Below are 25,292 nucleotides of genomic sequence, written 5' to 3' on the forward strand. Positions count from 1 at the left end.
TCCGTCTTACGACTTCAGCGGCTCAATGAATTCTGATTTTTTTGTTTCTCGCTAAAAGAAACAAACTGTACATATTGCTATGAACACTCATTGTTACATTGATTTAAATTTTTGACTGCCAACCCGAAGGTTAAGCAGTTTCGATTAACTCAACACCTGTGAGTGTCCACACAGATTTCTTGTTTTATCTTGTTAAAGAGCAACTCAATATCCGTAAGAGGACTTGAGTACCACACTGAGCGCCGAACGCTTCCAGGTGGCTAGGGCTGCGTATTCTACGCATTTCCCGTTTTGCGTCAAGGAGTTTTTGCAAACTTTCTCAACACTCATCAATCAGTAAACTCATCGATGAACTGTCACATCAGGCTGCTTAACGCTGTCTGCCGTGTCAGTGGATGCGCATTATAGGGAGATTGAGAAAGTGCGCAACCCCTATTTTTAAGATAATTGTCATTTTCTCACTGTTCGTTGGATATTTGACCTGACCAGCTAGTTTTTAACCTTTATAATACAAAAAACCACTCAATTAGGGACTTTTCTATGTCAGGGCCTCTCAGAACTTACCAAGGTATTCATCCTCAATTAGGCAATAATGTGTATGTAGATGAAGCTTCGGTGCTTGTTGGCGATATTGCGTTAGATACTGATGCCAGTATTTGGCCTATGGTGGCGGCGCGTGGTGATGTTAACCATATTCGTATTGGTAAGCGCTCTAATGTGCAAGACGGTAGCATATTGCATGTGACGCGTAAGTCAGCTGCTCGTCCCGATGGTCATCCACTGATTATTGGTGATGATGTGACTATTGGTCACAAGGCGATGCTTCACGGTTGCAAAGTCGGTAACCGAGTATTAGTGGGCATGGGTGCAATTATTCTCGACGGTGCGATTTTAGAAGATGATGTGATCTTAGGTGCGGGCTCTTTAGTGCCACCGGGCAAGGTATTACAGAGCGGCTATTTATATGTAGGCAGCCCAGCTAAGCAGGCTCGTCCATTAACACCTGCCGAAATGGCCTTTTTGCCAGAATCTGCCGACAACTATGTCAGACTGAAAAACGAGTACTTAGTTGAGTTACAAAACATCTAGTCGGTTAGCGTTAGTCGCTTAGTATCGCTATATAAGAAAGGCGGCAGAGACTCATTCAGTCTCTGCCGCCTTTTGCTATTTATTGATTCAAAATCTATCCACTGAAACTCGCTATCAAACTAGCCTAGGCGTACTGCGCCAAACTCATCAAACTCTTCGGCTTCGATTAAGTCTTCTGCCATTTCTTCGGCGTCAAATCTCACCGCATCAAATAATGCCAGCATAGCAGCCGCTTCATCGGTGCTCGGCTGTTCAGAGAAATCATTCAGCTCAAGTAATTTAGCAGCACTGATATAGCACTTGATGTTCATCCCCTGCGATTGCGCCATAAAACAGATTTGCCCTTGGGCATCGTCCCAATATTGCAGATCGGGGAAAAGAATACTTTGATTCATGCTTCCTACTTAGGCTCTGCCATTAGTTTGTCCCGCAAAAGCGTCAACACCACTTGGGTGTCGGGCTCAATACCTCGCCATAAGGTAAAACTCTTAGCCGCTTGTCCGACTAACATACCTAGCCCATCAATGACTTTCGCCGCACCTTGGGAGAGTGCCCATTGGTTAAACGCGGTGACCGAGGCGCCATACATCATGTCATAACAAACGGTTTGGGTGGTGATGATATGTGCTGGCAAAGGTGGCAACTCGCCCGCAAGGCTTGCCGAGGTTGAATTGATAATGATATCGAACTCGCCCGCAAGCTCACTCATTTCTACGGCGGTGACTTTACTCGCGTAAGCGCCGTTATCCACAGAAGTAAAGATATCGACCAAATGCTGCGCCTTTGTGTGGGTGCGATTGCTGATGGTCAGCTGCGCAATTCCCGCATTTAATAACGGCAGAATACAACCGCGCGCCGCGCCACCAGCGCCAATGAGTAATACGCGCTTATCTTGCAAGCTACCTAAGTTAGCGATGAGATCGGCCACCAGCCCTAAACCGTCGGTGTTATCACCGCGAATAGTGCCATCGGCCAATAAACTTAAGGTGTTGACTGCGCCAGCGAGTTTGGCTTCGGGGCTGATACTGTCACACAGCGCAAAAGCTTGCTCCTTAAAAGGCACGGTCACATTGGCGCCCTTGCCGCCCGCATTGAAAAACGCCGTCAATGAGGCTTCAAAACCATCGACCGGAGCAAGAATGGCTTCATAGGTTAATGACTCTTGGGTGGGCGCGGCAAATTGTCCATGGATGAACGGCGATTTACTGTGGCTAATTGGATTGCCAAACACTGCGTATCTGTCTGTCATAGCGATATGAAATTTTAGGTTCAATGGCTTTGCAGTCTACCGCGCTTTTGAGCCCACGCAAGACGAATTATGCTCAACTAAATTTCACGCTAGGTTTCACGCTATAATGCGCCATCGGCTCAATACACTCTATTTAGTGAACGACTATTCCAATGAACTGGCTTAAAAAGATGTTTAGTAAACACACTCCGCCGCAGGATGATCGCGATCCGAGTCAATCTAACGCTTACGACTTAATCGGCGGCGAAAAAGTGATCCGCGCTATCACTAAATGTTTTTATCAGAAGATGGCAAGTTCGGCAGAAACGACAACACTGCTTGCCATTCATAGGGCGCCCATTGCGGAGTCTGAGCAGAAGCTATTCGAATTTTTAAGTGGTTGGCTCGGCGGACCGCAGCTTTATCAGCAAAAATATGGTCATCCCGCATTGCGTGCACGACACATGCATGTCGATATTGATGAGGCAATGCGCGATCAATGGCTGTTTTGTATGAAGTTTGCGATTGAAGAGAATATTAAAAAGCCAGAGCATCGAGCCGCCATCTTTGAGGCGATTTCAACTCTGGCCGATCATATGCGTAATCAATAAAGTGGATATGGCGTCCACTTTTTAAGATTAACGGCTAAACCCAGTCGCGTGGTTTGAGGTAGTTATCGTACAAATCTGCCTCTGGGCTTCCCGCCTCTGGCGTATAAGCATATTGCCAACGCACTAATGGCGGCATCGACATTAAGATAGACTCGGTACGTCCACCTGTCTGCAGACCAAACAACGTGCCTCTGTCGTAGACTAAGTTGAACTCAACATAACGACCACGGCGATAGAGTTGGAACTGACGCTCACGCTCACCGAACTCAGTATCCTTACGACGCTCAACAATCGGCGCATAGGCCGTTAAGAAGCCATTGCCCACGGCTTGCATAAAGCTAAAGCTTTGATCGAATCCTGCTTGATTCAAGTCATCGAAAAACAGTCCGCCCACACCGCGGGTTTCATTACGATGCGGCAGGAAGAAATACTCATCGCACCATTTCTTATATTTGGGATAAACCTCATCCCCGAAAGGCGCACAAATATCCTTAGACGTTTGATGCCACTCGCGCACATCTTCCTCAAATGGATAATAAGGTGTTAAGTCAAAACCACCGCCAAACCACCACACAGGATCGGCACCTTCTTTTTGGGCGATAAAGAAGCGCACATTGGCGTGAGTCGTCGGGATATACGGATTGTTAGGATGGATCACTAAAGACACACCCATAGCTTCAAAACTGCGACCCGCCAATTCTGGGCGATGCGCCGTTGCCGACGCAGGCATAGCGGCGCCAGTCACATGGGAAAAGTTAACTCCAGCTTGCTCGAATACTGCACCTTGGGTTAATACTCGGCTCGTGCCACCACCGCCTTCGGCGCGGGTCCATGAATCGGCGGCAAACGTTGCTTGGCCATCCAAAGCCTGTAAACCGGCACAAATTCGGTTTTGTAAATCGAGTAAAAACGCTTTTACCACTGCAGCATCAGGCACACTCATCTTGTTATCCTTATTATTGGTTTGCTCATTGTCCATTTCGTAAAATTTTGCCGCTTCGTGCATCGATAATGGTCGAGGGCTGACGTTGTTCGCCGAGTTCGCCTAATACCAGTGCATCGATTTTACCGGTAAAATCAGCGAGGATTTCAGCGGCAGTTAATGCGGGATCTTCACCTGCAAGGTTAGCACTGGTCGACACTAAAGGTTTATTAAGCGCGCGGCACAGGGCTTGTACCCCAGCATGGGCCGACACTCGCACTGCGATAGAGTCAAATTCGCCACAGAGGTATTTTGAAACATGCGCTTTGATTGGCATGACAAAGGTAAAAGGCCCGGGCCACTTGGAAAATGCAAATTCAAGCTGCTCAGCCGTCAATTGCGATTCATCAACATAAGCTAAAAGCTGCTGAAAATCACTGGCGACTAAGATCAGTCCTTTCTGCCATGGGCGCTGTTTTACCGCCAATAACTTTTGGATAGCTGTGTCGTTATCAGGGTCACAACCTAGGCCATAAACCGCCTCGGTTGGATAAGCGATAACGCCACCTTGAAGAATGATGTCTTTTATATCGGATGGGTGTAGCTGCAACATTATCAAATCACCTTATGCGTCTTGTCAGTTTTTGTCATTACCCGAATCTTCGCCGCCCCATCTAACGGTCGGTTGGGGATTATACTCAAGCCGCACTAAGGCAACAAATATTATGCAATGGCCTCGCTACAAGGGACGCTTGTACTTGCAGGTTTTTTGCGGACATTCTAAACGCATCCCCGCCGCACCTTTACGCTCGACTAAGATCCCAAAACCACAACTTGGGCAATCTTCAGCAACCGGAGGATAATTCACAATAAACTTGCACTTAGGGTAAGCGCTACAGGCATAAAAACTCTTTCCGAAGCGGCTCGTTCTGTGCTCCAGTTTACCCGTTTTACATTCTGGGCAAGGGATATCAGGCTTGTCGCTCGCTTGATCCTGTTTTTCAATATGCGTGCAGCTAGGATATTGAGTACAACCGATAAAGATCCCAAATCGCCCAGACTTTACCGCCAGTTCGTGGCCGCATTCAGGACATACAGAACCTTCAATCACTTGAGTTTCAATGGATTCGTGCTGCACTAAGGGACGAGTGTAATTACAGCTAGGGTAATTATTACAGCCAATAAAACCGCCGTGCTTACTGTGTTTGACCGATAACTCGCTGCCACATTCAGGGCAAAGTTCGTATTCTTTTTCCAGTGCGTGTTCGTGGGCACTAAATAATTGTTCATCAATCTTAGACATAATCATTCACCACCTGTCGTAGCGCATTAGGATATCAAGCGCAGTGCCATCAAGGAATTTATGGCATCAAAAAAGGAGGTCTTAGCCTCCTTTCTCTCATAATTCATCTTTCAAAACGATTAAGAATGTAGTCGGCCTTCGGGCTGTTCGAAGATTAAATCTTCCATTTGCTCATAAGCGGACTCATGACCAGGAGCGTTAAACAACACCATTAAGATAACCCATTTGAGATCTTCTAAAATCAGAGTTGGCTCATCCAACTCCATGACTCTATCGATCACCATTTCACGGGTTTCGACATTCAGCACTTTAACTTGCTCTAAAAACAGCAAGAAACCGCGGGATTCCACATCCAGCTTGTCCATTTCGTCCTTTGTATAGATACGAAACGAATGCTGATCGTGATTACAAAGATAAGGTTTATCACCTTCTTGTAATTCAGCTAAGCGCTCTAACCAAGTTAACGCTTTTAAAATCTCGGATTGATGAAATCCGGCACGAGTGAGTTCCTTGGTTAACTCGTCTTCATCAACTAGTAGTTCAACTTCACTGTGAACATAGTTTTCAAATAGATACATGAGGATATCAAACATGGCTAGCTCCTCTTTACTCTGACGTAACCACCGGGTACTGCAATCACCCAACCTTGCAACTCAAGTTCAAGCATTTGTTCTAACACCAGATCTATCGTTTTCCCACTATGTTCAACTACTGCATCAATGGATGTAGTTTCATAACCTACACTAGCTAACAGAGACGAAAATGGCAAATTACAAATCTCGCCTTGCTGTATATGGTGGCATAACTTCAATTCTTCAAGGTGGTAAGCGGTTAAACTTGCCAACTCCTCCACTATATCGGCGGCTGTTTCCACAAGTTTTGCCCCATCACGTAATAAATCATGACAGCCTTGATGGTAACCGCCCAAGATTGAGCCCGGAACGGCAAACACCTCACGCCCTTGCTCCATCGCCAACCTAGCTGTGATTAAAGAACCGCTTTTACGACAGGCTTCAACCACAAGTGTCCCTAAAGAAAGACCGCTAATAATCCGATTTCGTTTCGGGAAATTCCCCGCAAAGGGACCGACATCTGGCCAAAACTCGCTAAGTATACAGCCTTGCTGCTGAATATCATGATAAAGCTGCCGATGTTTTCGTGGATAGACAGTCTCAATGCCAGTCCCGAGCACAGCAACAGTTCTCCCTTGATGTTCAACACAGGCTTTATGGGCAGCGCCATCAATCCCCATCGCCATACCGCTACAGATACCAAATCCCATTGAGGACATCTCCGCAGCCAGCTGATAAGCGACCTGCAATCCGCCTGGTGAAGCATTACGACTGCCGACAATTGCAAGATAAGGCAGGGCTAACGCCTCCAAACAACCTTTAACGAACAGGACGGCGGGCGGATCTGAGAGTTGTTTTAATAACGGCGGATAAAGCGGATCGGAGAAACAAACGAGATAATGGTCAGCGGCTTGCTGCTGCCATTCGAGGGCGACATCGACTTTTTGATAATCAATAGCAAGACTATGGAGCAGATGGTCAGATAAAGGTAGCGCTTCTCTCTCGTGCTCTAACCTTTGCCTGAGGTCGTCCACTTCCATGTGCGTTAATAATTGTTGGATCCGAGCGGGTCCCAGCCCAGATACAGCGCAAACAACTAACCAATCGACCAAATGTTCAGATATTACTGACCTCTTAAAGCTAAAGACTCAGGGGCAATTAACTTATCGTCGACACGCACAGGCCGCTCGGTGGAGACAATCAAACCTAAGCTCGCTTTGTCGAATACTTTGAAAACCAACAACTTACCATGATAGATATCTGGCATTTGAATAGCGCGATCCGATGAGACAGATGCCATCAGGTTATCGTAGGCGGTGCGCTCAGTGGCAGGCACTGGCATACCATCATTGTTGATGACGATGACTTCACCATCACGATAAATAGAAAACACGACTCCGGGCTCAACTCCATCCTGGGTGCCTTTATCTAAGTACACCACATCCAACTTACCCGCTTCACGCATCTTTGATTCGATAGCAAGCACCACAGCTGGCGTCTTTAACTCTGCTGGTTTTGGGGTGAAGTAAGCTGACATCAAGGAATCACTTTCCATCGGCATGACTCTGAAACCCGCTTTAGTTTCACGAAAGCTGGTTAACAACTTAATTTTTGAAACCTTACCAGACTCAACCACTTGCCCAGTTGAGGCTAAAATAGCTTCTTGTCCTATCGCCTCGCCAGACTCCTTATTGAAAAACTCGCGACCACGTTCGTAAACACCGTACTTTTGATTCATCGGCAGTTCAGCATCGATATAAATGACATCACCCACAATATGGTGACGCGATGGGCTTTCACCTGCCAATACCATAGGTTGCTCGGCAAGCCAGTCGGTTGCGACAACGCGATTCTGCACTAAATACTGTTCAATTAAGGCCAAGTCGACGGCAGGAATGGCATTGCTCTTAGCAATGATCCGTCCTTCAGGGCTCTTCTTCACATGGGGTTTAGCACTGTCGACCATGTCGCCGTTGCGCACAAGCCGAGGCTGACCATCGACAAACACGAGCGTGAGTTGATCGCCAGGATAAATAAGATGGGGATTGGCAATCTGCGGGTTTACATCCCAAAGACGTGGCCATTTCCATGGATCATTCAGAAACGCTGCGGAGATATCCCAAAGAGTATCGCCCTTTTTCACTACATATGACTCAGGATGCCCCGCTTTCAGCGTAAGGGTATCGGCGGCAACAAACGTGCAATTGAATGTCATTAACGCGAGTAAAATTAACCGTTTCATGGGTATTTCCATGTTGTTTGGCTCTTAGTTTGAGCTTTTACTGTTATTGATAGGCACTAAAGATTAAAATTAACCCATTAGCATCAGTCAGTATAACTAACTGGCAGAGATTTGACAGACTTGTTAAGAGTTTATGTATGACACTATTAAAAGTATTACAATTCCCTGACGAAAGATTGCGGACACAAGCGACCCCAATCACAGAGTTTAATGCCGAGCTGCAGACTCAAATTGATGATATGTTCGAAACCATGTATCAAGAGAAAGGTATCGGTCTGGCCGCGACCCAAGTGGATTACCATAAACAACTTATTGTCATGGACTTACAAGATGAAGTCGAACGACCTAAAGTGTTTATTAATCCCGAAATTATCGCCAGCAGCGGCGACTTCTGCAATGAAGAAGGCTGCCTGTCGGTGCCGGGTATTTATGCCAAAGTCGATCGCGCTGAATTTGTTACGGTAAAAGCCTTAGACAGGCACGGCAACGAATTTATTGTTGAGGCCGATGAGCTTTTTGCTATCTGCATTCAACACGAAATGGATCACCTCAAAGGCAAATTGTTTGTCGATTATCTGTCACCGCTAAAACGTCAGCGGATCAAACAAAAACTTGAAAAAGCGGCCCGATTGGACGCCAAAGAAGCATAGGATCAGATTTGAAACCACTCAACATCATCTTTGCCGGAACACCGGATTTTGCCGCTCGCCACTTACAAGCACTGCTTAACTCACACCACAATGTGATTGGCGTTTACACTCAGCCCGATAGACCCGCTGGCCGCGGCAAGAAACTGACCGCCAGCCCAGTAAAAGAACTCGCCGTCGCCAACAATACTCCTGTGTATCAACCGGGTTCATTACGTAAAGAACCCGCGCAACAAGAACTTGCCGCGCTAAATGCCGATATTATGGTGGTAGTTGCCTACGGTCTGATCTTGCCAAAAGTCGTATTAGATACACCACGTTTAGGTTGTATTAACGTTCACGGTTCTATCTTGCCACGCTGGCGTGGTGCCGCACCGATCCAACGCGCACTTTGGGCCGGCGACAAAGAAACTGGCGTGACCGTTATGCAGATGGATGTGGGTTTAGATACCGGCGATATGCTACTGAAAACCACTCTGCCGATTGAAGATAGCGACACCTCAGCCAGCCTTTACGAGAAATTGGCTGAACAAGGTCCTGTTGCCCTATTGCAAGCCCTAGAAGGTCTAGCAAACGGCACCTTAGCCGCTGAAAAACAAGATGAAGCCCTAGCGAACTACGCAGAAAAACTCAGTAAAGAAGAAGCCAGACTCGATTGGAATAAATCTGCCAAGCAACTCTGGCAAGAAGTCCGAGCCTTTAATCCTTGGCCTGTGAGTTACTTTGAGCACCAAGGCAATACTATTAAAGTGTGGCAGACCCAAGTTAGCGAAACCACCAGCACAGCCGCTCCCGGCACTATTATCAGCGCCAGCAAAAAAGGCATAGAAGTCGCCACCGCCGACGGCGTATTAACCCTGCTGAGTATGCAGCTGCCGGGGAAAAAGCCGCTCAATGTTGCCGATATACTCAATGCACGAGGTGAATGGTTTAGCCCGAATACTCGCCTCGCAAACGAGGCACAATAGTATGAACTTGCGCGCACTGGCTGCGAAAGCCATCTTCGAAGTATTAGAAAAAGGCGTGTCACTCTCAGTGGCATTGCCCGATCAGCAAAAGCACCTTTCCAGCGGCAAAGATAAAGCCCTACTCGCCGAGCTCTGTTACGGCGTGATGCGCACTCTGCCGCAAATAGAGAAACGCATCAGTGAATGCCTAGCGAAACCACTCAAAGGTAAGCAAAGGATTATCCACCAGCTGCTGCTCATAGGTTGCTATCAACTTTACTTCACTCGCATTCCAAGCCACGCCGCGATTTCAGAAACCGCCGAAGCCTGTCGCCAGTTAAAATTTGAAGGCATGGTTAAGGTCGTTAATGGCGTACTGCGCAACATTCAGCGCCAGCTTTCGCCGCTAAGCACTGAGTCAGATACCTTAAGCTACAACACGCCCGCTTGGTTGATTAAGCGCTTGAAAGAAGCCTATCCCGAGCAGTGGCAAGACATCATTCAACAAAGCCATGAACGCCCACCTATGTGGCTGCGTAATAATCGCTTATCCCAGAGCCGTGCCGAATACCTCGCCGCCTTAGCCGAACTCGAGATTGAAGCGAGCGAAGGCAGCAGTGCCGATGCCATTCTCTTGGCGCATCCAAAGGATGTCGCCACACTGCCACGCTTTCATGAAGGTGCAGCCTCTGTGCAAGATGGCGCGGCGCAATGGGCGGCGACATTACTGGCGCCACAAGCGAATGAGTTAATCCTCGATGCCTGCGCGGCGCCCGGTGGCAAAAGCTGTCATCTACTCGAACTTGAACCAAGCATTAAACTGGTTGCCGTCGACTTTGATGCCAAACGCCTCGAGCGCGTGCAACAGAACCTTGACCGCTTGTCATTAAAAGCGGAGCTTATCCATGGCGATGCGGCCAATATTGACTCATGGTGGCAAGGTGGACAATTTGATCGTATCTTACTGGACGCGCCATGCTCGGCCACAGGAGTGATCCGCCGCCATCCCGATATTAAATGGTTACGTAAAAACCATGACATCGAAGAACTGGCTGAACTACAACAGCAAATTCTCGATCATTGCTGGAAGTGGCTCAAACCCGGTGGCACGCTTCTTTATGCTACTTGCTCGATTTTACCGCAGGAAAACCGCGACCAGATCAGTGCGTTTTTAGAGAGAACGGCAGATGCTAAGCTAGACACACTCTCCCAGCAAAATTCGCCACAGGATATAGGTTGGCAAATCACGCCAGGACAAGACAATATGGATGGGTTCTATTACGCCCGTTTATTAAAAGCGACCGATTAGGAAGTAAGCAAGGCCATGAAAATTATCATATTAGGTGCGGGTCAAGTCGGGGGAACCTTGGCCGAGAATTTGGTAGGTGAGAATAATGACATCACCATAGTCGATCATGACAAATCCAGACTACGCGCCCTGCAAGATAAATATGACCTTCGCGTTGTGGCGGGCCATGCAGCCCACCCCGATGTGCTCAGAGAAGCGGGCGCAGAAGATGCCGACATGCTGATCGCGGTAACCAATAGCGATGAATGCAACATGGCCGCCTGCCAGATTGCTTATACCCTTTTCGGCACGCCAACAAAAATTGCCCGTATTCGCTCAGAACCCTATCTGGCGATGCGCGATAAACTCTTTATCGACAGTGAAACCAAAAATAGCGACGGTCGCCCCCGTGGTGGCTTCGTGATCGATGAATTAATCGCCCCTGAACAGTTAGTGACCGCTTACATTCAGCGACTTGTTGAATATCCCGGCGCGCTACAAGTACTCGAATTTGCCGAAGGACGGCTAAGCCTAGTGGCCGTTCGCGCCTACTATGGCGGTCCACTGGTGGGTAATGCGTTAGCGGCACTGCGCGAACACATGCCGAATATTGATACCCGGGTTGCGGCGATTTTCCGCCAAGGCCGCCCTATCATGCCTCGCGGTACCACTATTATCGAAGCCGATGATGAAGTCTTCTTCGTCGCCGACAGTCGCCACATTCGCGCTGTGATGAGCGAAATGCAAAAGCTCGATAACTCTTACCGCAACATTATGATCGCCGGTGGCGGTAACATAGGCTTAGGTTTAGCCAAACGCCTTGAGCGCACCCACTCAGTTAAACTAATTGAGCATAAGTATGAACGGGCTGAAGCCTTATCAGAGCAACTGGAAAATACTACCGTGTTCTGCGGTGACGCTTCAGATCAAGAATTACTGCTCGAAGAACACATAGATCAAACCGACGTATTTATTGCGGTGACCAATGACGACGAAGCCAACATTATGTCAGCATTACTGGCAAAACGTATGGGCGCAAAAAAGGTCATGGTGCTGATCCAGCGCGAAGCCTATGTCGATATCGTCCAAGAAGCTAACATCGATATTGCTATCTCACCCCAACAAGCCACCATTTCGGCACTGTTAACCCATATCCGTCAGGGTGATATCTGTAACGTTTACTCCCTACGTCGCGGCGCCGCCGAGGCAATTGAAGCCATTGCCCATGGAGATGCCAGCACGTCTAAAGTCGTTGGCAAAGCCATTGGTGATATTAAGTTGCCACCGGGAACCACCATTGGTGCTATTGTCCGCAACGACGAAGTATTAATGGCCCACGACAAAACCGTGATAGAGCAAGGGGATCACGTGATCTTATTCCTAGTGAATAAAAAGTTTGTCGGCGAAGTCGAGAAGCTTTTCCAACCAAGTGCTTTCTTCTTCTAAGAACCTAAGTAAGCCAACTTATGCTGAACTTTAGACCACTATTGTTTATTTTAGGGCTGTTTTTGTCCATGCTGACAGCCTTCATGTTGATCCCACTGCTCCTCGCCGTGTTTAATGCCGAGGAAACCGTGGGCTCTTTCATGCTGTCGGCGTTAGTGACAGGCATTAGTGCCAGCTTGTGTTTACACAATGGCCAGAGTAAAACCATTAACCTCAATATCCGCGATATGTTCCTGTTGACCAGCTTGACGTGGTTGATCGTGAGCCTGTTTGCGGCCATGCCCTTTACCCTGTATCACGGGATTGGCTATACCGACGCCTTCTTTGAGACTATGTCCGGCATCACGACCACAGGTTCTACTGTGCTCTCGGGGTTGGATACCATGGATCACAGCATTTTAATCTGGCGCTCTTTATTGCAGTGGCTTGGTGGGATTGGCTTTATTGTGATGGCGGTGGCCATTCTGCCCTTCTTGAACGTCGGTGGTATGCGGCTGTTCCGCACTGAATCTTCGGATTGGAGCGATAAAGCCGTACCACGCACCCAGAGCATGGCTAAGTACTTATTCTTTATTTATATTTTGCTGACTGTTGCCTGCTGCGTTGCCTATCATCTGGCGGGGATGACTTGGTTTCAAGCCATCAACCATGCCATGACCACCCTATCAACCGGCGGCTACTCAACATCTGATAGCTCAATGGCCGCGTTCTCCCACTCGGCTCACTGGGTTGGCGTGTTCTTTATGGCGGCGGGTGGCTTACCGCTACTCATGTTTGTGCACACCATACAGCAAAGGGATCTGCGGATTTGGAACGATGCTCAGGTCAAAGGCTTCTTATTTTTCCTGACCTTTGTGTCCTGTTTTATTGGCTTTTGGCTGTGGCAAACCCGCGATATTGAACTCCTCGATGCGCTGCGTTTATCCAGCTTTAACGTGGTTTCTGTGGTGACCACCACAGGTTATGGCTTAACGGATTACGGTGCTTGGGGGGGCTTTGCCAATATAGCTTTCCTGTTTTTAATGTTTGTCGGAAGCTGCTCTGGCTCAACCTCTGGCGGGATTAAAATCTTCCGCTTTCAAATCGCTGGCGCCATTATGCGTGAGCAGTTGAAACAGCAATGTCATCCAAACGGTATCTTTAGGGAACGCTACAACAATCGTATCATCAGTGAAGATATCGTGCGCTCGCTGATCACTTTCGTGCTGTTGTTTGTGATGGTGATTGTTGGCTTGTCAGTAATTTTAGTGCTCACTGGGCTCGACCCTATGACCAGTTTTACTGGCGCTATCACAGCGGTCACCAACGTAGGTCCAGGTTTAGGCCCAATTATTGGCCCTGCGGGTAATTTCTCAACCCTGCCCGACGTAGCGAAATGGGCCTTGTCACTCGGTATGCTCCTCGGCCGTTTAGAAATTCTGACCGTAGCAGTGTTATTCCACCCGAGTTTTTGGAAGTATTAATTCTGTAGAGCTTGGATACTAAAAAGGCGCTTAACTTGTTAAGCGCCTTTTTTATTAAGCCTGACCAGTCCTAAATAGCGGTAACGTCAGCTAATTCCAACAGATGATCGGCATAGACCTTCACATCTGCCCAGTCGGTGTAATCGATAACCGACTTAGGATCGGTTGGGCCTTTGGTCATTTTCATAATCAACTGGATCATCCACCTGTCGTACCAAGGCCATGAAGGATAATCCACTTTCCCCGCAATAATTTTAAGATCGGCTGGCGTCCACGGCGATAAGGCGATGAACTTTTGCAGATATTTATTATTCTCAGGAATACGTTTTTCTGGATTTCTCGCCACCACGTTGACGCAGAAGAAACTGTTTGGCAATGCACCCAAAGCCTCTGCATGTTGCTCGATAAACTTGAACACACTCTTATCATAGGTGCCATAGAGTACGCAGGCACCTAAGGCGACGACCTCGTAATCGGGCCAATTGATACAAGTCGCGGCAGCACTATTGATATCAACGAGATCGACCTTAGCGCCACGAAAGGTTAATTGGTCGGCAATTGCATTGGCAATCTTGGCCGTGTGGCCACCACGGGTAAAATAAAGTACGAGAACGCGTGTCATAGGGAATTACCGATCCACTGAGTTAATGTCACCATTGTGGCAAGATTACGTTAAATAAACCTCTGATAGGATCACAAATCAGCCGTATCTCATATTCTGAGATGCAAAAATTGAGATCTGCATGGCTGAGCAGTATGATTGCGTAAACACAGGTGTTCAATTAGAATTATCTAATCAAAAGCGATGAAGTGAGTGACCTTATGCAAAATGACATAGATGTAGCTGCAATGGTAACTAATGCGGAAAGTGCGGCTAAATGGCTTAAGGCCATAGCGAACCCTTATCGCCTAATGATTTTGTGCCTATTACTAGACAAAGAGTTGAGCGTAACTGAACTCAATGCCACTGTGCCATTAAGCCAGTCGGCACTATCCCAGCATTTAGCCGTATTACGCGCTGAAGATCTGGTGGATACCCGTAAGAGCTCGCAAATTGTTTACTACAAGCTCAAGAACGAACAAGTCACCCAAGTGATTTCGATTCTGCATAGCCGCTACTGCGCAGTGTAACACGGTAAAGCTAGCTTAAATTTAAGCCCTAATCGCTTGCAAGTGATTAGGGCTTAATGGTTTTTAGTGCTGGCTAAAGTGGTTACCGAAGGCGTCGACTTTTTCCCAATCGGTAAACTCAAAGGTGCCTGTGATATCGGTTGGCCCTTTAGTCATCCACATGATGAAACGTATCATAGTGCGATCGAAGAAACCGTATTTAGGATAATCAATCTTGCCCGCAAACACTTCTAACTGCTGAGGTTGCCACAGTGAAAGCTGCAGAAACTTTTGCATATAAGGATTGGTTTCAGGCGTATTCTTTAAGGGTTTGCGCGCCACGACATTAACGGTAAAAAAGCCATTAATCTTAGTATCGAGCACCGCATGGTGGCGGTTCACAAACTGGTAAAGTTCAGGTCTATGCTTACCATAACGAATACTGGCGCCGATCAGCACTTTATCAAAATCAGCTAAGCTCAACGCATCAGCCTGCTCTAATGTGACCAGCGAAACCTGCTCTCCCGCCTGCTCAGCAATCGTCTTCATTTTTTGGCAAATTGCCAATGTTTGGCCATCAATTGTCGAATAAATTATTAACGTCTGCATGATCAATTCTTCCAAAAAGTTGGCGTAAACAAAATCAGTAAGGTAAATACTTCGAGGCGACCAAACAGCATAGCCACGACCAATACCCATTTGGCGCCATCGCCAATACTAGCGTAGTTACTGGCTACAGCACCTAAGCCTGGGCCTAGGTTGTTTAAGCAAGCTGCGGTGGCACTAAAGGCGGTAATATCATCTAATCCCATCGCCATGAGTGCAAGCATACAGATCACAAACACCAGCGCATAGGCAGAGAAGAACCCCCACACGGCATCAACAACGCGATCAGGCAAAGCTTTAGAACCAATACGGATAGAGAACATCGCCTTAGGATGAACCAGTCGCTTTAATTCGCGCGAGCCCTGTAACAGCAGCAAAATGACCCGAATCACCTTAATCCCACCCGCAGTCGATCCGCCACAGCCACCGATAAAGCTCGAAAATATCAATAGAATAGGTAAAAACAGCGGCCACATGTGGAAGCTTTCAGTACCAAACCCTGCGGTAGTGGCCACGGAAACCGCCTGAAATAAGGCATGATCTAAGGTTTCTTCCGGCGAATCATAAATGCCCGAATGATAAAGCGTGAGGAAACAAATCGCGGTGAGAATGAGTTGAATCGCCACCAACATCTTAAATTCGGCATCTTTAAAATAGACTTTAACGTTAATCCCTCGGCGCGAAAATGCCGCAAAATGCACGCTAAAGTTCACCGCAGAAACGATTAAAAAGAACACGCAAATAAGGTTAATCACTGAGCTATCGAAATACCCCATGCTGGCATCGTGGGTCGAAAAACCGCCAATAGCGATAGTAGAAAATGAATGGCAAACCGCATCGAACACACTCATGCCCGCCAGCCAATAGGCGGTTGCACAGGAAATAGTTAACAGTAAATAGATATACCACAGTGCCTTAGCGGTTTCGGCGATCCGCGGGGTCATCTTACTGTCTTTCACTGGGCCCGGAATTTCAGCGCGATAGAGCTGCATTCCCCCGACGCCAAGCACAGGTAAAATCGCCACGGCGAGCACAATAATCCCCATACCGCCGAGCCATTGCAGCATATGACGATAAAACAGAATGGCTTTAGGTAAGAAGTCGAGCCCGACAATCACTGTGGCTCCGGTGGTGGTTAACGCAGAGAAAGATTCGAAGAAACTATCGGTCCAGCTGAGGTCGGGTTGACTCGAGAAGATAAACGGTAAAGCACCGATAGAACCCAGTACGGTCCAGAATAGGACCACAATCAAGAAACCCTCTCGGGTACGCAATTCTTCTTTACAGTGGCGATTGGGATACCAGAGCCAGAAACCAATAAATAGGCTGACAAAAAATGCCTGCATAAACGCCGTGCCGCCGCCATCGTTATACCAAACAGCGATCAGTGCTGGTGGCAGCATAGTGATTGAAAATAAACCAATCAGCAGGCCTATGATTCGTATTATGGTTTTATATTGCATTAAGCGAGTTCAATCATTCCATTGGCTGCAAAGGTATTTTCAGCATTTGGGCTATTTTGGCATAATTTACGCAGGCATCACAGCTCAAACTCAGGCCTCAAACTTCCCTGACTGAGCGTCGCCAGCGACTCACACAGTAATGCCTGTTGCTGCCGACCTATCTCAAACACAATATCGACCGCTGCGGCAAATTGCTTATCGATAATCACGGCATCCATTTGTTGTAATAGATGCTCCACATCGCGTAGCTGCGCATAATCACAATGCAACTTGGCGGGATAACGTAACTGTTTAAGTCGCGTCGGCAATTGAACCAAACCTTGCCGTAAGCCCGACGTATAAGCCCGAACCAGTCCACCTACGCCTAGCTTAGTGCCACCATAATAACGCACCACAACAGCACCCACTTCGCCGATATTCGCCCCTTGCAGCACAGCTAACATAGGGCGACCAGCGCTACCTGCTGGCTCACCATCATCACTCGAACCAATTAAGACGCTATCATCCGGTGCGCCAGCCACAAAAGCAGAGCAATAATGGCTTGCGCCGGGATAGTCACGCTTTATGTCAGTGAGTGCTAACTTAAATTTATCAAAGCTATCGCAATGAAACAGAAAAGAGATAAAGCGGCTATGCTTTATCTCTTCTTCAATCACGATATCTTCACAGGGAACGCTATAACTTTCGAGCACACATCCGCCCTAATCTTAACCCTATATCAATCAGCCAAGCCAAGTTCACGGGTCATGTTCTCGTTTCTATCTTGATGCACTATAACGTTATCTTCGATACGAATACCGCCAAAAGGCCTTAACTCATCCACCGTTTGCCAATTGATCTGTTGGCCACGACTATCTTGTTTAAGCTCATTAAGCAAAGTATCGATAATGTATAACCCGGGTTCCATGGTCAGCACTTGGTTTGGCGCTAAAATGCGGGTGCAACGTAGGAATGGATGAGCCTCTGGCGCCGCAATATGAGTTCCGCGTTCATCGTGGGAGAAGCCGCCAACATCATGCACTTGTAGGCCTAACATGTGACCTAAGCCATGGGGGAAGAAAGCACTGGTTATGCCTTGATCGACCAAACCTTGGGTATCACCTGTGGCTAAATCAAAATCCAATAGCATTTGTGCGACTTTAGCGTGGGTGGCCAAGTGTAAATCGGGATAACGCACGCCCGGACGCATCATGTCGATAAGCTCTAGCTGTGCCTTGTTCATCGCAGTGATCAATTCATCGAAACGATTCTTCTCGAATGCGTAGGTTCTGGTGATATCAGAGGCATAGCCAAAGTAACTCGCGCCGGCATCGATAAGAAATGACAAACGTTTCGCAGGGCTTTGGTGTTCAAGTGCGGTGTAATGCAAAATCGCCGCATTTTGGTTAAGGGCGATGATATTGCCATAGGGCACCTCATTCTCGCTCTGGCCAACTGCAGATAAATAGTGCTGCTGGATTTCGAACTCGCTCGCACCATTATAAAAGGCATTTTTAGCAGCCAAATGTCCCTGCACCGCAATTTGATTCGCGCGGCGCATGCATTCTAGCTCATATTCGGTTTTAGTGGTTCTGTGGTAATGCAGATAACTCATCACAGCATCGGGATTACGACTGGTAAAACCCAACACTTCGGCCACATCTAAATGCTCACCTAAATAGGCCCAATTAGCGATATCTGTCGGTAAAAACTCAGCGGCCTTATCAGCCTTGGTTAGCAGCTTAATATCGAAATACTCAGTCCAAAACATATCAGGCACATCAGACACTTTGTGCCAAAAATCCACAGGACGATAAAAAATCAGCTGCGGCTTATCACGGCCGTTGACCACTAACCAACAATTCGGATTATCCAACACAGGCAACCATGCCTTGAAGTGCGGGTTTGCCTTAAAGGGATAATTGATATCATCCAAAAACATCCGATGCGGCTGACCCGAATGGATCACTAAACCAGACAAGGCTTCTCGAGACAAAATCTCTGCGACTCGACGGTTTAACTCGGCAATATGAGCACGATAGTGATGAGCCAACTGATCCATTTGTCATCTCCTGCAATGAATAAAAGTTAATAATATGAGCCGAATTTGCTCACATAATCTTAATCTGATCATGAACAACAGATTCAATCAAAACACTAAACTGTCACTCTATCTAAAATACATGGCTGCGGAACAAAGAACATTAAAGCGATAACGTCATGATTATCTTTAAGAGTTATGTTCAACCCTAGCATAGCTGCAGCGTTTAAACGTCTAAGGTAAACAGCCACAAAGACCTATTTATCCGCAAAGTGATTTAACGCATTCTAGCTGTTCTACACTCAGTGCAGTGTATCACAAAGGTGAAAAATCACTCTAGCCGACAAGAAATTAAACAGTCGTTTAAATTGGGTGTTGTAATTTATCGAATTTCGAAGCACACTGGCACACAACTGGTCAAATGATGGCCGAAGCTGCTGTGAGATAGAGAGTCGTACTAGCACCAACACATAATGGTGGGTATCACTTTTAAGCCAAAAGGAAGCAAGCAATGATCTACCAAAGTCCTACAATTCAGGTTGAGTTACTCGAGGATAATATTGCCAAGCTGTGCTTTAACGCACCCGGTTCGGTGAACAAATTCGACAGAGAAACCCTCGCCTCGCTCGATGCGGCATTAGACAGCATCAAGCAAGATTCCAATATCAAAGCGTTAGTGCTGACCTCAAGTAAAGATACCTTTATTGTGGGCGCCGACATTACCGAATTTTTAGGCCTGTTCGCACAAGATGACGCCGTATTGCTCTCTTGGGTTGAACAAGCCAACGCAGTCTTCAACAAACTCGAAGACTTGCCTTTCCCAACCGCATCAGCAATCAAAGGCTTTGCCTTAGGTGGCGGCTGTGAAACCATTCTGGCAACCGATTTCCGTATCGCAGACACCACAGCCAAAATCGGTTTACCCGAAACTAAACTCGGCATCATCCCAGGTTTTGGCGGCACAGTTCGTCTGCCACGTGTGATTGGTGCAGATAACGCACTTGAGTGGATCACCACAGGTAAAGACCAACGCGCTGAAGATGCACTGAAAGTCGGCGCTGTTGATGCCGTGGTTGCACCACAAGCGTTAGAAGCTGCTGCGATTCAAATGCTGAAAGATGCTGTTGCTGAAAAGCTGGATTGGCAAGCACGTCGTCACCGTAAACTGTCTGCGCTAACACTGCCAAAACTTGAAGCTATGATGTCATTCACCACAGCCAAAGGCATGGTGTTTGCGGTTGCGGGTAAACACTACCCTGCACCAATGGCTGCTGTAAGCGTGATTGAGCAGGCATCGACTAAAGGTCGTGCTGAAGCATTACAAATCGAACATCAAGCCTTTATCAAGCTAGCGAAAACCGACGTTGCTAAAGCGCTTATCGGTATTTTCCTTAATGATCAATTTGTTAAAGGCAAAGCGAAGAAAGCCGGCAAGTTAGCGAAAGAAGTAAACAACGCGGCCGTATTAGGCGCAGGCATTATGGGCGGCGGCATCGCTTACCAAAGCGCCAGCAAAGGCACACCGATTGTCATGAAAGACATTGCCCAGCCAGCATTAGATTTAGGCCTCAATGAAGCCGCTAAACTGCTGTCTGCCCAAGTCGCCCGTGGCCGTTCAACGCCAGAAAAAATGGCTAAAGTGCTGAACAACATCACGCCTTCGTTAGATTATGCCGCGATTAAACACAGTGATGTTGTCGTTGAAGCCGTTGTTGAACATCCAAAAATCAAAGCACAGGTTTTAGCCGAAGTTGAAGGTTATGTGAGTGAAGATGCAATTATCGCGTCAAACACCTCAACAATTTCAATCAACTTGCTCGCTAAGAGCATGAAGAAACCTGAGCGTTTCTGCGGTATGCATTTCTTCAACCCAGTGCATAAAATGCCGTTGGTCGAAGTTATCCGTGGCGAGCACAGCTCTGAAGAAACCATCGCCTCTGTTGTGGCTTATGCCAGCAAAATGGGCAAGACCCCAATCGTTGTTAATGATTGCCCAGGCTTCTTCGTTAACCGCGTACTCTTCCCTTACTTTGCAGGCTTTAACGGCTTACTTGCCGAAGGTGGCGACTTTGCTGCAATCGACAAAGTGATGGAAAAACAATTCGGTTGGCCAATGGGTCCAGCTTACCTGCTCGACGTAGTCGGTTTAGACACAGGTCATCACGCCCAAGCTGTTATGGCTGAAGGTTTCCCTGATCGCATGGGTAAATCAGGCACTGATGCGATTGATGTGATGTTTGAGAACAAACGTCTTGGCCAGAAAAATGGCAAAGGTTTCTATGTCTATTCAGTCGATAGCCGTGACAAGCCGAAGAAAGATGTCGATCCAACGAGCTACGGCCTATTGAAAGATGCCTTTGGCGAGTTAAAAGCCTTTGAAGCCGATGCCATTATTGCCCGTACTATGATCCCTATGATCATCGAAACCGTGCGCTGTTTAGAAGAAGGTATTGTCGCATCGCCTGCCGAAGCGGATATGGGCCTAGTTTATGGCTTAGGATTCCCGCCATTCAGAGGCGGCGTGTTCCGTTACTTGGATACCATGGGTGTCGCGAACTTTGTCGCCTTAGCAGACAAGTACGCTCACTTGGGCGGTCTGTATCAAGTCACAGATGCGATGCGCACATTAGCAGCCAATAACGGTAGCTACTACCAAGCCTAATTAGCGGGAAAGGAATTTAATCATGAAACAAGCTGTTATCGTAGACTGCATCCGTACTCCGATGGGCCGCTCAAAGGCTGGCGTATTTCGTAATGTGCGTGCAGAAACTCTGTCTGCCGAATTAATGAAAGGTCTGTTGCTGCGTAACCCGCAACTCGACCCAAACCTGATTGAAGACGTGATTTGGGGTTGTGTGCAACAAACCCTAGAGCAAGGCTTCAACATCGCCCGTAACGCTTCGCTATTAGCGGGCATTCCAAAGACTGCTGGCGCTGTGACAGTTAACCGCCTATGTGGTTCATCAATGGATGCTATCCATCAAGCTGCACGTGCGATTATGACTGGCATGGGCGACACCTTTATTATTGGTGGCGTAGAACACATGGGCCACGTGCCGATGAGCCATGGTGTCGACTTCCACCCAGGTCTTGCTAACAACGTTGCAAAAGCCTCTGGCATGATGGGTTTAACGGCTGAAATGCTGGGTAAACTGCACGGCATTACCCGTGAGCAGCAAGATGCGTTTGCGGTACGTTCACACCAACGCGCTTATGCTGCGACGGTTGAAGGCCGCTTTGCCAAAGAAATCTATGGCATTGAAGGTCACGATGCTAATGGTGCCTTAATTAAAGTCCTGCAAGACGAAGTGATCCGCCCAGAAACCACAATGGAATCTTTGGCTACACTGCGTCCCGTATTTGATCCAGTAAACGGTACTGTGACTGCTGGTACTTCTTCTGCACTGTCTGATGGCGCCTCAGCCATGTTGATCATGGAAGAATCTAAAGCGCGTGCACTTGGCTTACCAATTCGTGCACGCATTCGCTCTATGGCGGTTGCAGGTTGTGACGCGGCTATTATGGGTTACGGCCCAGTGCCAGCCACGCAAAAAGCACTGGCTCGCGCTGGTATTACCGTTGCCGATTTAGATGTGATTGAACTTAACGAAGCATTTGCTGCTCAGTCTTTACCTTGTGTGAAAGATTTAGGTTTAGCAGATGTGGTTGATGACAAAATCAACCTCAACGGCGGCGCAATTGCACTAGGTCACCCACTGGGTTGTTCAGGCGCTCGTATCTCTACGACGCTGATCAACTTAATGGAAGACAAAGACGCGACCTTAGGGTTAGCGACCATGTGTATTGGTTTAGGCCAAGGTATCGCCACTGTATTCGAACGCGTTTAATTCGTTACTAGAATAATTTCAAAGCCGGAACTTGTTCCGGCTTTTTTATGCCAAATTTTCTGCCAGCGTAAATATTAATATTTCTCATTTCTTCTGCTGTTCATTTGAAAATCAGTCCGTTATCAACTTAACTACAAGGGCATCACTGGCTATTGTGGACGACAACAGGCAAGCAATCATCAGCCAAATCTAGGCAGTGTAGTGCAAGGATGCAATTCGTTGTTTTACAAGAGGAATGCCTGATGCTACAAACGGAACAGACCCTTTTCGAACAAATGCGGATCACTGAACTGGAGATCGAGTCTCGTAAGGCGCTCTTCTCTTTTACTGGGGCGGACGTAAAGGCCCTACAATCCTTTAAGCCCATCATTGAAGAAAACATAGATAAAATCGTCGATGACTTTTATGGCTTACAAACCAGCGTTTCAGAAATTGCGCTGCTGATCGGAGACTCTGACACCCTTGCCCGCTTACGTACCGCACAGAGAAGATATGTGCTCGATTTATTTAATGGTGTTTATGATCTTGAGTACGTAAACAATCGCCTGCGGATTGGGTTAGTCCATAAACGCATTGGTGTTGAGCCTAAGCTTTACCTGTCTGCGGTACACACGCTAAAAGAGCTTATCTACGCCGTGATCAACTGTTCAGTGCAAGATACACATCAAGGCGAATGTATCCGTGTCGCGATTGATAAACTGGTGCTGTTTGATGTCACGCTGGTATTTGATACTTATATTCGCAGCTTAGTATCCGAGATTGAGAACGCTAAGGATAAAGCCGAAAAATATGCCCAAAGCATGGAAAGCAAAGTCAAAGAGCGAACCCAGCAGTTAGAAGAATTGTCGCAAACCGATCCCTTAACAGGCCTGCTCAATGTAAGGCACTTGCAAGAAACCGCAACGCGCATACTCAGAGCAGCCCAAAGGCGTGCAGAACCCGTCAGCGTGATCTACTTAGACGTAGATGATTTTAAGTCATTCAACGACACTCAAGGCCATAGATCTGGGGATGAAGTACTGCGCGCTGTAGCAAAAGCGATTAAAGAAATCACTCGGGCCGAGGATCATTGCTTTCGATATGGTGGAGATGAGTTCTGTATCATTATGCCTAACTGCCGTGAAGAACAAGCTCGGGATAATTTCATCACTCGATTCAATCAAAAAATAAAACTCAGTTTAAACAATATTTCCTTAAGCTTTGGCATTATTGATACTGGACCCTACGAATATGAAGAAGCCAATAGCTTAATTCATAAAGCCGATCAGCGAATGTATAGCTACAAACGTGCATCCAAACAGCAGCAACAAACTATGGCGGCAGCAAATGATTTAGTACCTGAGAATAGTACCGCAGATGTCCATTCAATCTCTCAATCTCAAAGCGTTGATAAAGCCGTCGAGTAATTTTTAAACCCATTCGTCATCATGTTCCACGTGGAACATTAAATATCTAACATTCGTATTGATAGAACATCTCAATGAAACCAGATCACAAATTGAAACCGCCAACTTGGTTTATCATGGGGGCTAGAGTAACATTAGCTAATTCTGCTTAACCGTTCAGTAGAGGTAATATGAACGACGCTTTCTCAACCGCGCAGCATAGACTCGATGCTCTTGGTTTACGCTGCCCAGAGCCTGTAATGATGGTGCGTAAAACCGTAAGACAAATGGCTACCGGCGAGACACTGCTGATCATTGCCGATGATCCTGCTACGACGCGCGATATTCCAAGCTTTTGTGAATTTATGGATCACACCTTAATTGCCAGTGAAACCACACAAACGCCATATCAATATTTGATCAAAAAAGGACTTTAAGTCGTATTCGTTAACGACTTAATCATGAACAAAGGATGTGAGAAACTATGCCAAAACTGCTGGCGATTGCCTATAAAACTGTAAAGCGCGGCCCAATGAATGAAGTTCTCTGTGCCAATGTCACCCAACTCAGTGGCGTAGAGAAAGATGTGTTTGGTCGTCCAGGCAAACGCCAAGTCACTGTGCTTTCTAAAATTCAGTGGCAACAGGCCTGCCATAGTATCGAGGCAGATTTACCATGGACGACTCGCAGAGCAAATCTGCTGGTTGATGATCTCGTATTTAGTAGTGCCGATGTTGGTAAACATTTACAGATCGGCGAGTTGCGACTTGAAATAACGGGTGAAACCGATCCCTGTAAAAAGATGGAAATAGCGCATATCGGTTTAGAGGCCGCGCTCAGGCCAGATTGGCGAGGTGGTGTAACCTGCCGAGTATTGAATGATGCCATGATCCACTTAGGCGATGAGATCACTCTGGTGAATCCAAGCTAATTTTATTCCCAGCGAGTCAGCCACTCTTACTCTTAGTTAAATCTCCATACTCCTCAGTAAATAGAACCAATTGACTTGGTTCTATTTCTGCTATGCCCGCTTTCTTATCTATATCGCCGTTACTTTTCCATTCCCTCGGTCATCAATTGAAACAGTATTTACGTGTTCCTT

General features: G+C 47.1%; 26 protein-coding genes. 13 read left to right on the forward strand and 13 right to left on the reverse strand.

Annotated features, from left to right (window positions below; translation table 11 throughout):
• Window positions 1–540 precede the first annotated feature (540 nt).
• Window positions 541–1,089 carry a gamma carbonic anhydrase family protein gene (locus Q4Q54_RS18360; protein ID WP_006083786.1) on the forward strand — a complete coding sequence of 183 codons (549 nt, stop codon included), beginning with the start codon at window positions 541–543 and terminating at the stop codon, window positions 1,087–1,089.
• Between the two features lie 119 nt (window positions 1,090–1,208).
• Here the strand turns inward: Q4Q54_RS18360 and Q4Q54_RS18365 are convergent, their stop codons facing one another.
• Together Q4Q54_RS18365 and aroE are read right to left on the reverse strand one after the other, a co-directional pair.
• Window positions 1,209–1,484, reverse strand: coding sequence for a DUF1488 domain-containing protein (locus Q4Q54_RS18365; protein ID WP_311989207.1), 276 nt, complete (start codon window positions 1,482–1,484; stop codon window positions 1,209–1,211).
• A gap of 5 nt (window positions 1,485–1,489) precedes the next feature.
• Entirely contained in the window at window positions 1,490–2,338 is an 849-nt protein-coding gene (gene aroE, locus Q4Q54_RS18370) for a shikimate dehydrogenase (protein WP_311989235.1), read from the reverse strand.
• Window positions 2,339–2,490: 152 nt separating this feature from the next.
• On the opposite strand from aroE, the gene Q4Q54_RS18375 reads away from it, so the two are divergent.
• Complete coding sequence (locus Q4Q54_RS18375; protein ID WP_311989208.1) at window positions 2,491–2,928, forward strand: group II truncated hemoglobin; 438 nt, start codon at window positions 2,491–2,493, stop codon at window positions 2,926–2,928.
• 34 nt (window positions 2,929–2,962) lie between these two features.
• Here Q4Q54_RS18375 and hemF read toward each other — a convergent pair whose 3' ends face one another.
• From hemF to Q4Q54_RS18405, 6 genes are all read right to left on the reverse strand, one after another.
• On the reverse strand, window positions 2,963–3,871 hold the full coding sequence (hemF, locus tag Q4Q54_RS18380; RefSeq protein ID WP_226060051.1) for an oxygen-dependent coproporphyrinogen oxidase: 909 nt from the start codon (window positions 3,869–3,871) through the stop codon (window positions 2,963–2,965).
• Between the two features lie 25 nt (window positions 3,872–3,896).
• Window positions 3,897–4,463, reverse strand: a complete 567-nt coding sequence (locus Q4Q54_RS18385) for an L-threonylcarbamoyladenylate synthase (RefSeq protein ID WP_011845357.1) — start codon at window positions 4,461–4,463, stop codon at window positions 3,897–3,899.
• Window positions 4,464–4,589: 126 nt separating this feature from the next.
• Window positions 4,590–5,153, reverse strand: coding sequence for a type I DNA topoisomerase (locus tag Q4Q54_RS18390; protein ID WP_006083792.1), 564 nt, complete (start codon window positions 5,151–5,153; stop codon window positions 4,590–4,592).
• A gap of 119 nt (window positions 5,154–5,272) precedes the next feature.
• Complete coding sequence (locus Q4Q54_RS18395) at window positions 5,273–5,746, reverse strand: DUF494 family protein (RefSeq protein ID WP_006083793.1); 474 nt, start codon at window positions 5,744–5,746, stop codon at window positions 5,273–5,275.
• 2 nt (window positions 5,747–5,748) lie between these two features.
• Window positions 5,749–6,765 (reverse strand): DNA-processing protein DprA, encoded by a 1,017-nt coding sequence (gene dprA / locus Q4Q54_RS18400; RefSeq protein ID WP_311989209.1) that lies wholly within the window; start codon window positions 6,763–6,765, stop codon window positions 5,749–5,751.
• Window positions 6,766–6,848: 83 nt separating this feature from the next.
• Complete coding sequence (locus tag Q4Q54_RS18405) at window positions 6,849–7,979, reverse strand: LysM domain-containing protein (RefSeq protein WP_311989210.1); 1,131 nt, start codon at window positions 7,977–7,979, stop codon at window positions 6,849–6,851.
• Between the two features lie 125 nt (window positions 7,980–8,104).
• Between Q4Q54_RS18405 and def the strand changes: the two genes are divergently transcribed.
• The 5 genes from def to Q4Q54_RS18430 are packed head-to-tail and all read left to right on the forward strand — an operon-like array spanning window position 8,105 to window position 13,758.
• Window positions 8,105–8,617, forward strand: a complete 513-nt coding sequence (gene def, locus Q4Q54_RS18410; RefSeq protein ID WP_206766142.1) for a peptide deformylase — start codon at window positions 8,105–8,107, stop codon at window positions 8,615–8,617.
• A gap of 8 nt (window positions 8,618–8,625) precedes the next feature.
• Window positions 8,626–9,582 (forward strand): methionyl-tRNA formyltransferase, encoded by a 957-nt coding sequence (fmt, locus tag Q4Q54_RS18415; RefSeq protein WP_311989211.1) that lies wholly within the window; start codon window positions 8,626–8,628, stop codon window positions 9,580–9,582.
• A gap of 1 nt (window position 9,583) precedes the next feature.
• Window positions 9,584–10,870, forward strand: a complete 1,287-nt coding sequence (gene rsmB, locus Q4Q54_RS18420; protein ID WP_311989212.1) for a 16S rRNA (cytosine(967)-C(5))-methyltransferase RsmB — start codon at window positions 9,584–9,586, stop codon at window positions 10,868–10,870.
• 15 nt (window positions 10,871–10,885) lie between these two features.
• Entirely contained in the window at window positions 10,886–12,295 is a 1,410-nt protein-coding gene (gene trkA, locus Q4Q54_RS18425) for a Trk system potassium transporter TrkA (RefSeq protein ID WP_006083799.1), read from the forward strand.
• Between the two features lie 20 nt (window positions 12,296–12,315).
• On the forward strand, window positions 12,316–13,758 hold the full coding sequence (locus Q4Q54_RS18430) for a TrkH family potassium uptake protein (RefSeq protein ID WP_311989213.1): 1,443 nt from the start codon (window positions 12,316–12,318) through the stop codon (window positions 13,756–13,758).
• Between the two features lie 70 nt (window positions 13,759–13,828).
• On the opposite strand, the gene hemG (Q4Q54_RS18435) is transcribed toward Q4Q54_RS18430, so the two are convergent.
• Window positions 13,829–14,380, reverse strand: a complete 552-nt coding sequence (gene hemG / locus Q4Q54_RS18435; RefSeq protein ID WP_259523866.1) for a menaquinone-dependent protoporphyrinogen IX dehydrogenase — start codon at window positions 14,378–14,380, stop codon at window positions 13,829–13,831.
• A 200-nt stretch (window positions 14,381–14,580) separates the two neighbouring features.
• On the opposite strand from hemG (Q4Q54_RS18435), the gene Q4Q54_RS18440 reads away from it, so the two are divergent.
• Window positions 14,581–14,889 carry an ArsR/SmtB family transcription factor gene (locus Q4Q54_RS18440; RefSeq protein ID WP_006083802.1) on the forward strand — a complete coding sequence of 103 codons (309 nt, stop codon included), beginning with the start codon at window positions 14,581–14,583 and terminating at the stop codon, window positions 14,887–14,889.
• 63 nt (window positions 14,890–14,952) lie between these two features.
• On the opposite strand, the gene hemG (Q4Q54_RS18445) is transcribed toward Q4Q54_RS18440, so the two are convergent.
• The 4 genes from hemG (Q4Q54_RS18445) to pepQ all read right to left on the reverse strand — a co-directional run bounded on the left by hemG (Q4Q54_RS18445) (window position 14,953) and on the right by pepQ (window position 18,978).
• Window positions 14,953–15,477: a menaquinone-dependent protoporphyrinogen IX dehydrogenase gene (hemG, locus tag Q4Q54_RS18445; RefSeq protein WP_259508267.1), complete on the reverse strand. Its 525-nt coding sequence runs from the start codon at window positions 15,475–15,477 to the stop codon at window positions 14,953–14,955.
• Window positions 15,478–15,479: 2 nt separating this feature from the next.
• Window positions 15,480–16,937, reverse strand: a complete 1,458-nt coding sequence (locus tag Q4Q54_RS18450; RefSeq protein WP_106648749.1) for a TrkH family potassium uptake protein — start codon at window positions 16,935–16,937, stop codon at window positions 15,480–15,482.
• Window positions 16,938–17,014: 77 nt separating this feature from the next.
• Window positions 17,015–17,629 carry a YigZ family protein gene (locus Q4Q54_RS18455; protein WP_259583132.1) on the reverse strand — a complete coding sequence of 205 codons (615 nt, stop codon included), beginning with the start codon at window positions 17,627–17,629 and terminating at the stop codon, window positions 17,015–17,017.
• 26 nt (window positions 17,630–17,655) lie between these two features.
• Window positions 17,656–18,978 (reverse strand): Xaa-Pro dipeptidase, encoded by a 1,323-nt coding sequence (pepQ, locus tag Q4Q54_RS18460; protein ID WP_311989214.1) that lies wholly within the window; start codon window positions 18,976–18,978, stop codon window positions 17,656–17,658.
• A gap of 490 nt (window positions 18,979–19,468) precedes the next feature.
• Here pepQ and fadB point away from each other — a divergent pair, with 490 nt between their 5' ends.
• From fadB to Q4Q54_RS18485, 5 genes are all read left to right on the forward strand, one after another.
• Window positions 19,469–21,619: a fatty acid oxidation complex subunit alpha FadB gene (gene fadB, locus Q4Q54_RS18465; RefSeq protein WP_311989215.1), complete on the forward strand. Its 2,151-nt coding sequence runs from the start codon at window positions 19,469–19,471 to the stop codon at window positions 21,617–21,619.
• A gap of 22 nt (window positions 21,620–21,641) precedes the next feature.
• Entirely contained in the window at window positions 21,642–22,805 is a 1,164-nt protein-coding gene (gene fadA / locus Q4Q54_RS18470; protein ID WP_311989216.1) for an acetyl-CoA C-acyltransferase FadA, read from the forward strand.
• A 242-nt stretch (window positions 22,806–23,047) separates the two neighbouring features.
• The gene (locus Q4Q54_RS18475) at window positions 23,048–24,211 is read left to right on the forward strand and encodes a diguanylate cyclase domain-containing protein (protein WP_311989217.1); all 1,164 of its coding nucleotides are present in this window, start codon (window positions 23,048–23,050) and stop codon (window positions 24,209–24,211) included.
• 170 nt (window positions 24,212–24,381) lie between these two features.
• A complete protein-coding gene (tusA, locus tag Q4Q54_RS18480; RefSeq protein WP_259512326.1) occupies window positions 24,382–24,627 on the forward strand; it encodes a sulfurtransferase TusA in 246 nt (81 codons plus the stop codon).
• 47 nt (window positions 24,628–24,674) lie between these two features.
• Window positions 24,675–25,121 (forward strand): MOSC domain-containing protein, encoded by a 447-nt coding sequence (locus Q4Q54_RS18485; protein WP_261273065.1) that lies wholly within the window; start codon window positions 24,675–24,677, stop codon window positions 25,119–25,121.
• Window positions 25,122–25,292 lie beyond the last annotated feature (171 nt).

This window comes from Shewanella sp. SP2S2-4 (assembly GCF_031932025.1).
Lineage (GTDB): Bacteria > Pseudomonadota > Gammaproteobacteria > Enterobacterales > Shewanellaceae > Shewanella > Shewanella baltica.

Excerpts from the sequence above, each read along its gene's own strand:
- Q4Q54_RS18365 (WP_311989207.1), bottom strand. The coding sequence starts at position 1,484 with ATGAATCAAAGTATTCTTTTCCCCGATCTGCAATATTGGGACGATGCC.
- tusA (WP_259512326.1), top strand. The coding sequence starts at position 24,382 with ATGAACGACGCTTTCTCAACCGCGCAGCATAGACTCGATGCTCTTGGT.
- def (WP_206766142.1), top strand. The coding sequence starts at position 8,105 with ATGACACTATTAAAAGTATTACAATTCCCTGACGAAAGATTGCGGACA.
- trkA (WP_006083799.1), top strand. The coding sequence starts at position 10,886 with ATGAAAATTATCATATTAGGTGCGGGTCAAGTCGGGGGAACCTTGGCC.
- hemG (WP_259508267.1), bottom strand. The coding sequence starts at position 15,477 with ATGCAGACGTTAATAATTTATTCGACAATTGATGGCCAAACATTGGCA.
- Q4Q54_RS18385 (WP_011845357.1), bottom strand. The coding sequence starts at position 4,463 with ATGTTGCAGCTACACCCATCCGATATAAAAGACATCATTCTTCAAGGT.
- hemG (WP_259523866.1), bottom strand. The coding sequence starts at position 14,380 with ATGACACGCGTTCTCGTACTTTATTTTACCCGTGGTGGCCACACGGCC.
- Q4Q54_RS18440 (WP_006083802.1), top strand. The coding sequence starts at position 14,581 with ATGCAAAATGACATAGATGTAGCTGCAATGGTAACTAATGCGGAAAGT.
- Q4Q54_RS18430 (WP_311989213.1), top strand. The coding sequence starts at position 12,316 with ATGCTGAACTTTAGACCACTATTGTTTATTTTAGGGCTGTTTTTGTCC.
- pepQ (WP_311989214.1), bottom strand. The coding sequence starts at position 18,978 with ATGGATCAGTTGGCTCATCACTATCGTGCTCATATTGCCGAGTTAAAC.
- Q4Q54_RS18405 (WP_311989210.1), bottom strand. The coding sequence starts at position 7,979 with ATGGAAATACCCATGAAACGGTTAATTTTACTCGCGTTAATGACATTC.
- Q4Q54_RS18390 (WP_006083792.1), bottom strand. The coding sequence starts at position 5,153 with ATGTCTAAGATTGATGAACAATTATTTAGTGCCCACGAACACGCACTG.
- Q4Q54_RS18475 (WP_311989217.1), top strand. The coding sequence starts at position 23,048 with ATGCTACAAACGGAACAGACCCTTTTCGAACAAATGCGGATCACTGAA.
- fadB (WP_311989215.1), top strand. The coding sequence starts at position 19,469 with ATGATCTACCAAAGTCCTACAATTCAGGTTGAGTTACTCGAGGATAAT.
- Q4Q54_RS18360 (WP_006083786.1), top strand. The coding sequence starts at position 541 with ATGTCAGGGCCTCTCAGAACTTACCAAGGTATTCATCCTCAATTAGGC.
- hemF (WP_226060051.1), bottom strand. The coding sequence starts at position 3,871 with ATGAGTGTGCCTGATGCTGCAGTGGTAAAAGCGTTTTTACTCGATTTA.
- Q4Q54_RS18375 (WP_311989208.1), top strand. The coding sequence starts at position 2,491 with ATGAACTGGCTTAAAAAGATGTTTAGTAAACACACTCCGCCGCAGGAT.
- aroE (WP_311989235.1), bottom strand. The coding sequence starts at position 2,338 with ATGACAGACAGATACGCAGTGTTTGGCAATCCAATTAGCCACAGTAAA.
- fadA (WP_311989216.1), top strand. The coding sequence starts at position 21,642 with ATGAAACAAGCTGTTATCGTAGACTGCATCCGTACTCCGATGGGCCGC.
- dprA (WP_311989209.1), bottom strand. The coding sequence starts at position 6,765 with ATGGAAGTGGACGACCTCAGGCAAAGGTTAGAGCACGAGAGAGAAGCG.
- Q4Q54_RS18485 (WP_261273065.1), top strand. The coding sequence starts at position 24,675 with ATGCCAAAACTGCTGGCGATTGCCTATAAAACTGTAAAGCGCGGCCCA.
- Q4Q54_RS18395 (WP_006083793.1), bottom strand. The coding sequence starts at position 5,746 with ATGTTTGATATCCTCATGTATCTATTTGAAAACTATGTTCACAGTGAA.
- rsmB (WP_311989212.1), top strand. The coding sequence starts at position 9,584 with ATGAACTTGCGCGCACTGGCTGCGAAAGCCATCTTCGAAGTATTAGAA.
- Q4Q54_RS18450 (WP_106648749.1), bottom strand. The coding sequence starts at position 16,937 with ATGCAATATAAAACCATAATACGAATCATAGGCCTGCTGATTGGTTTA.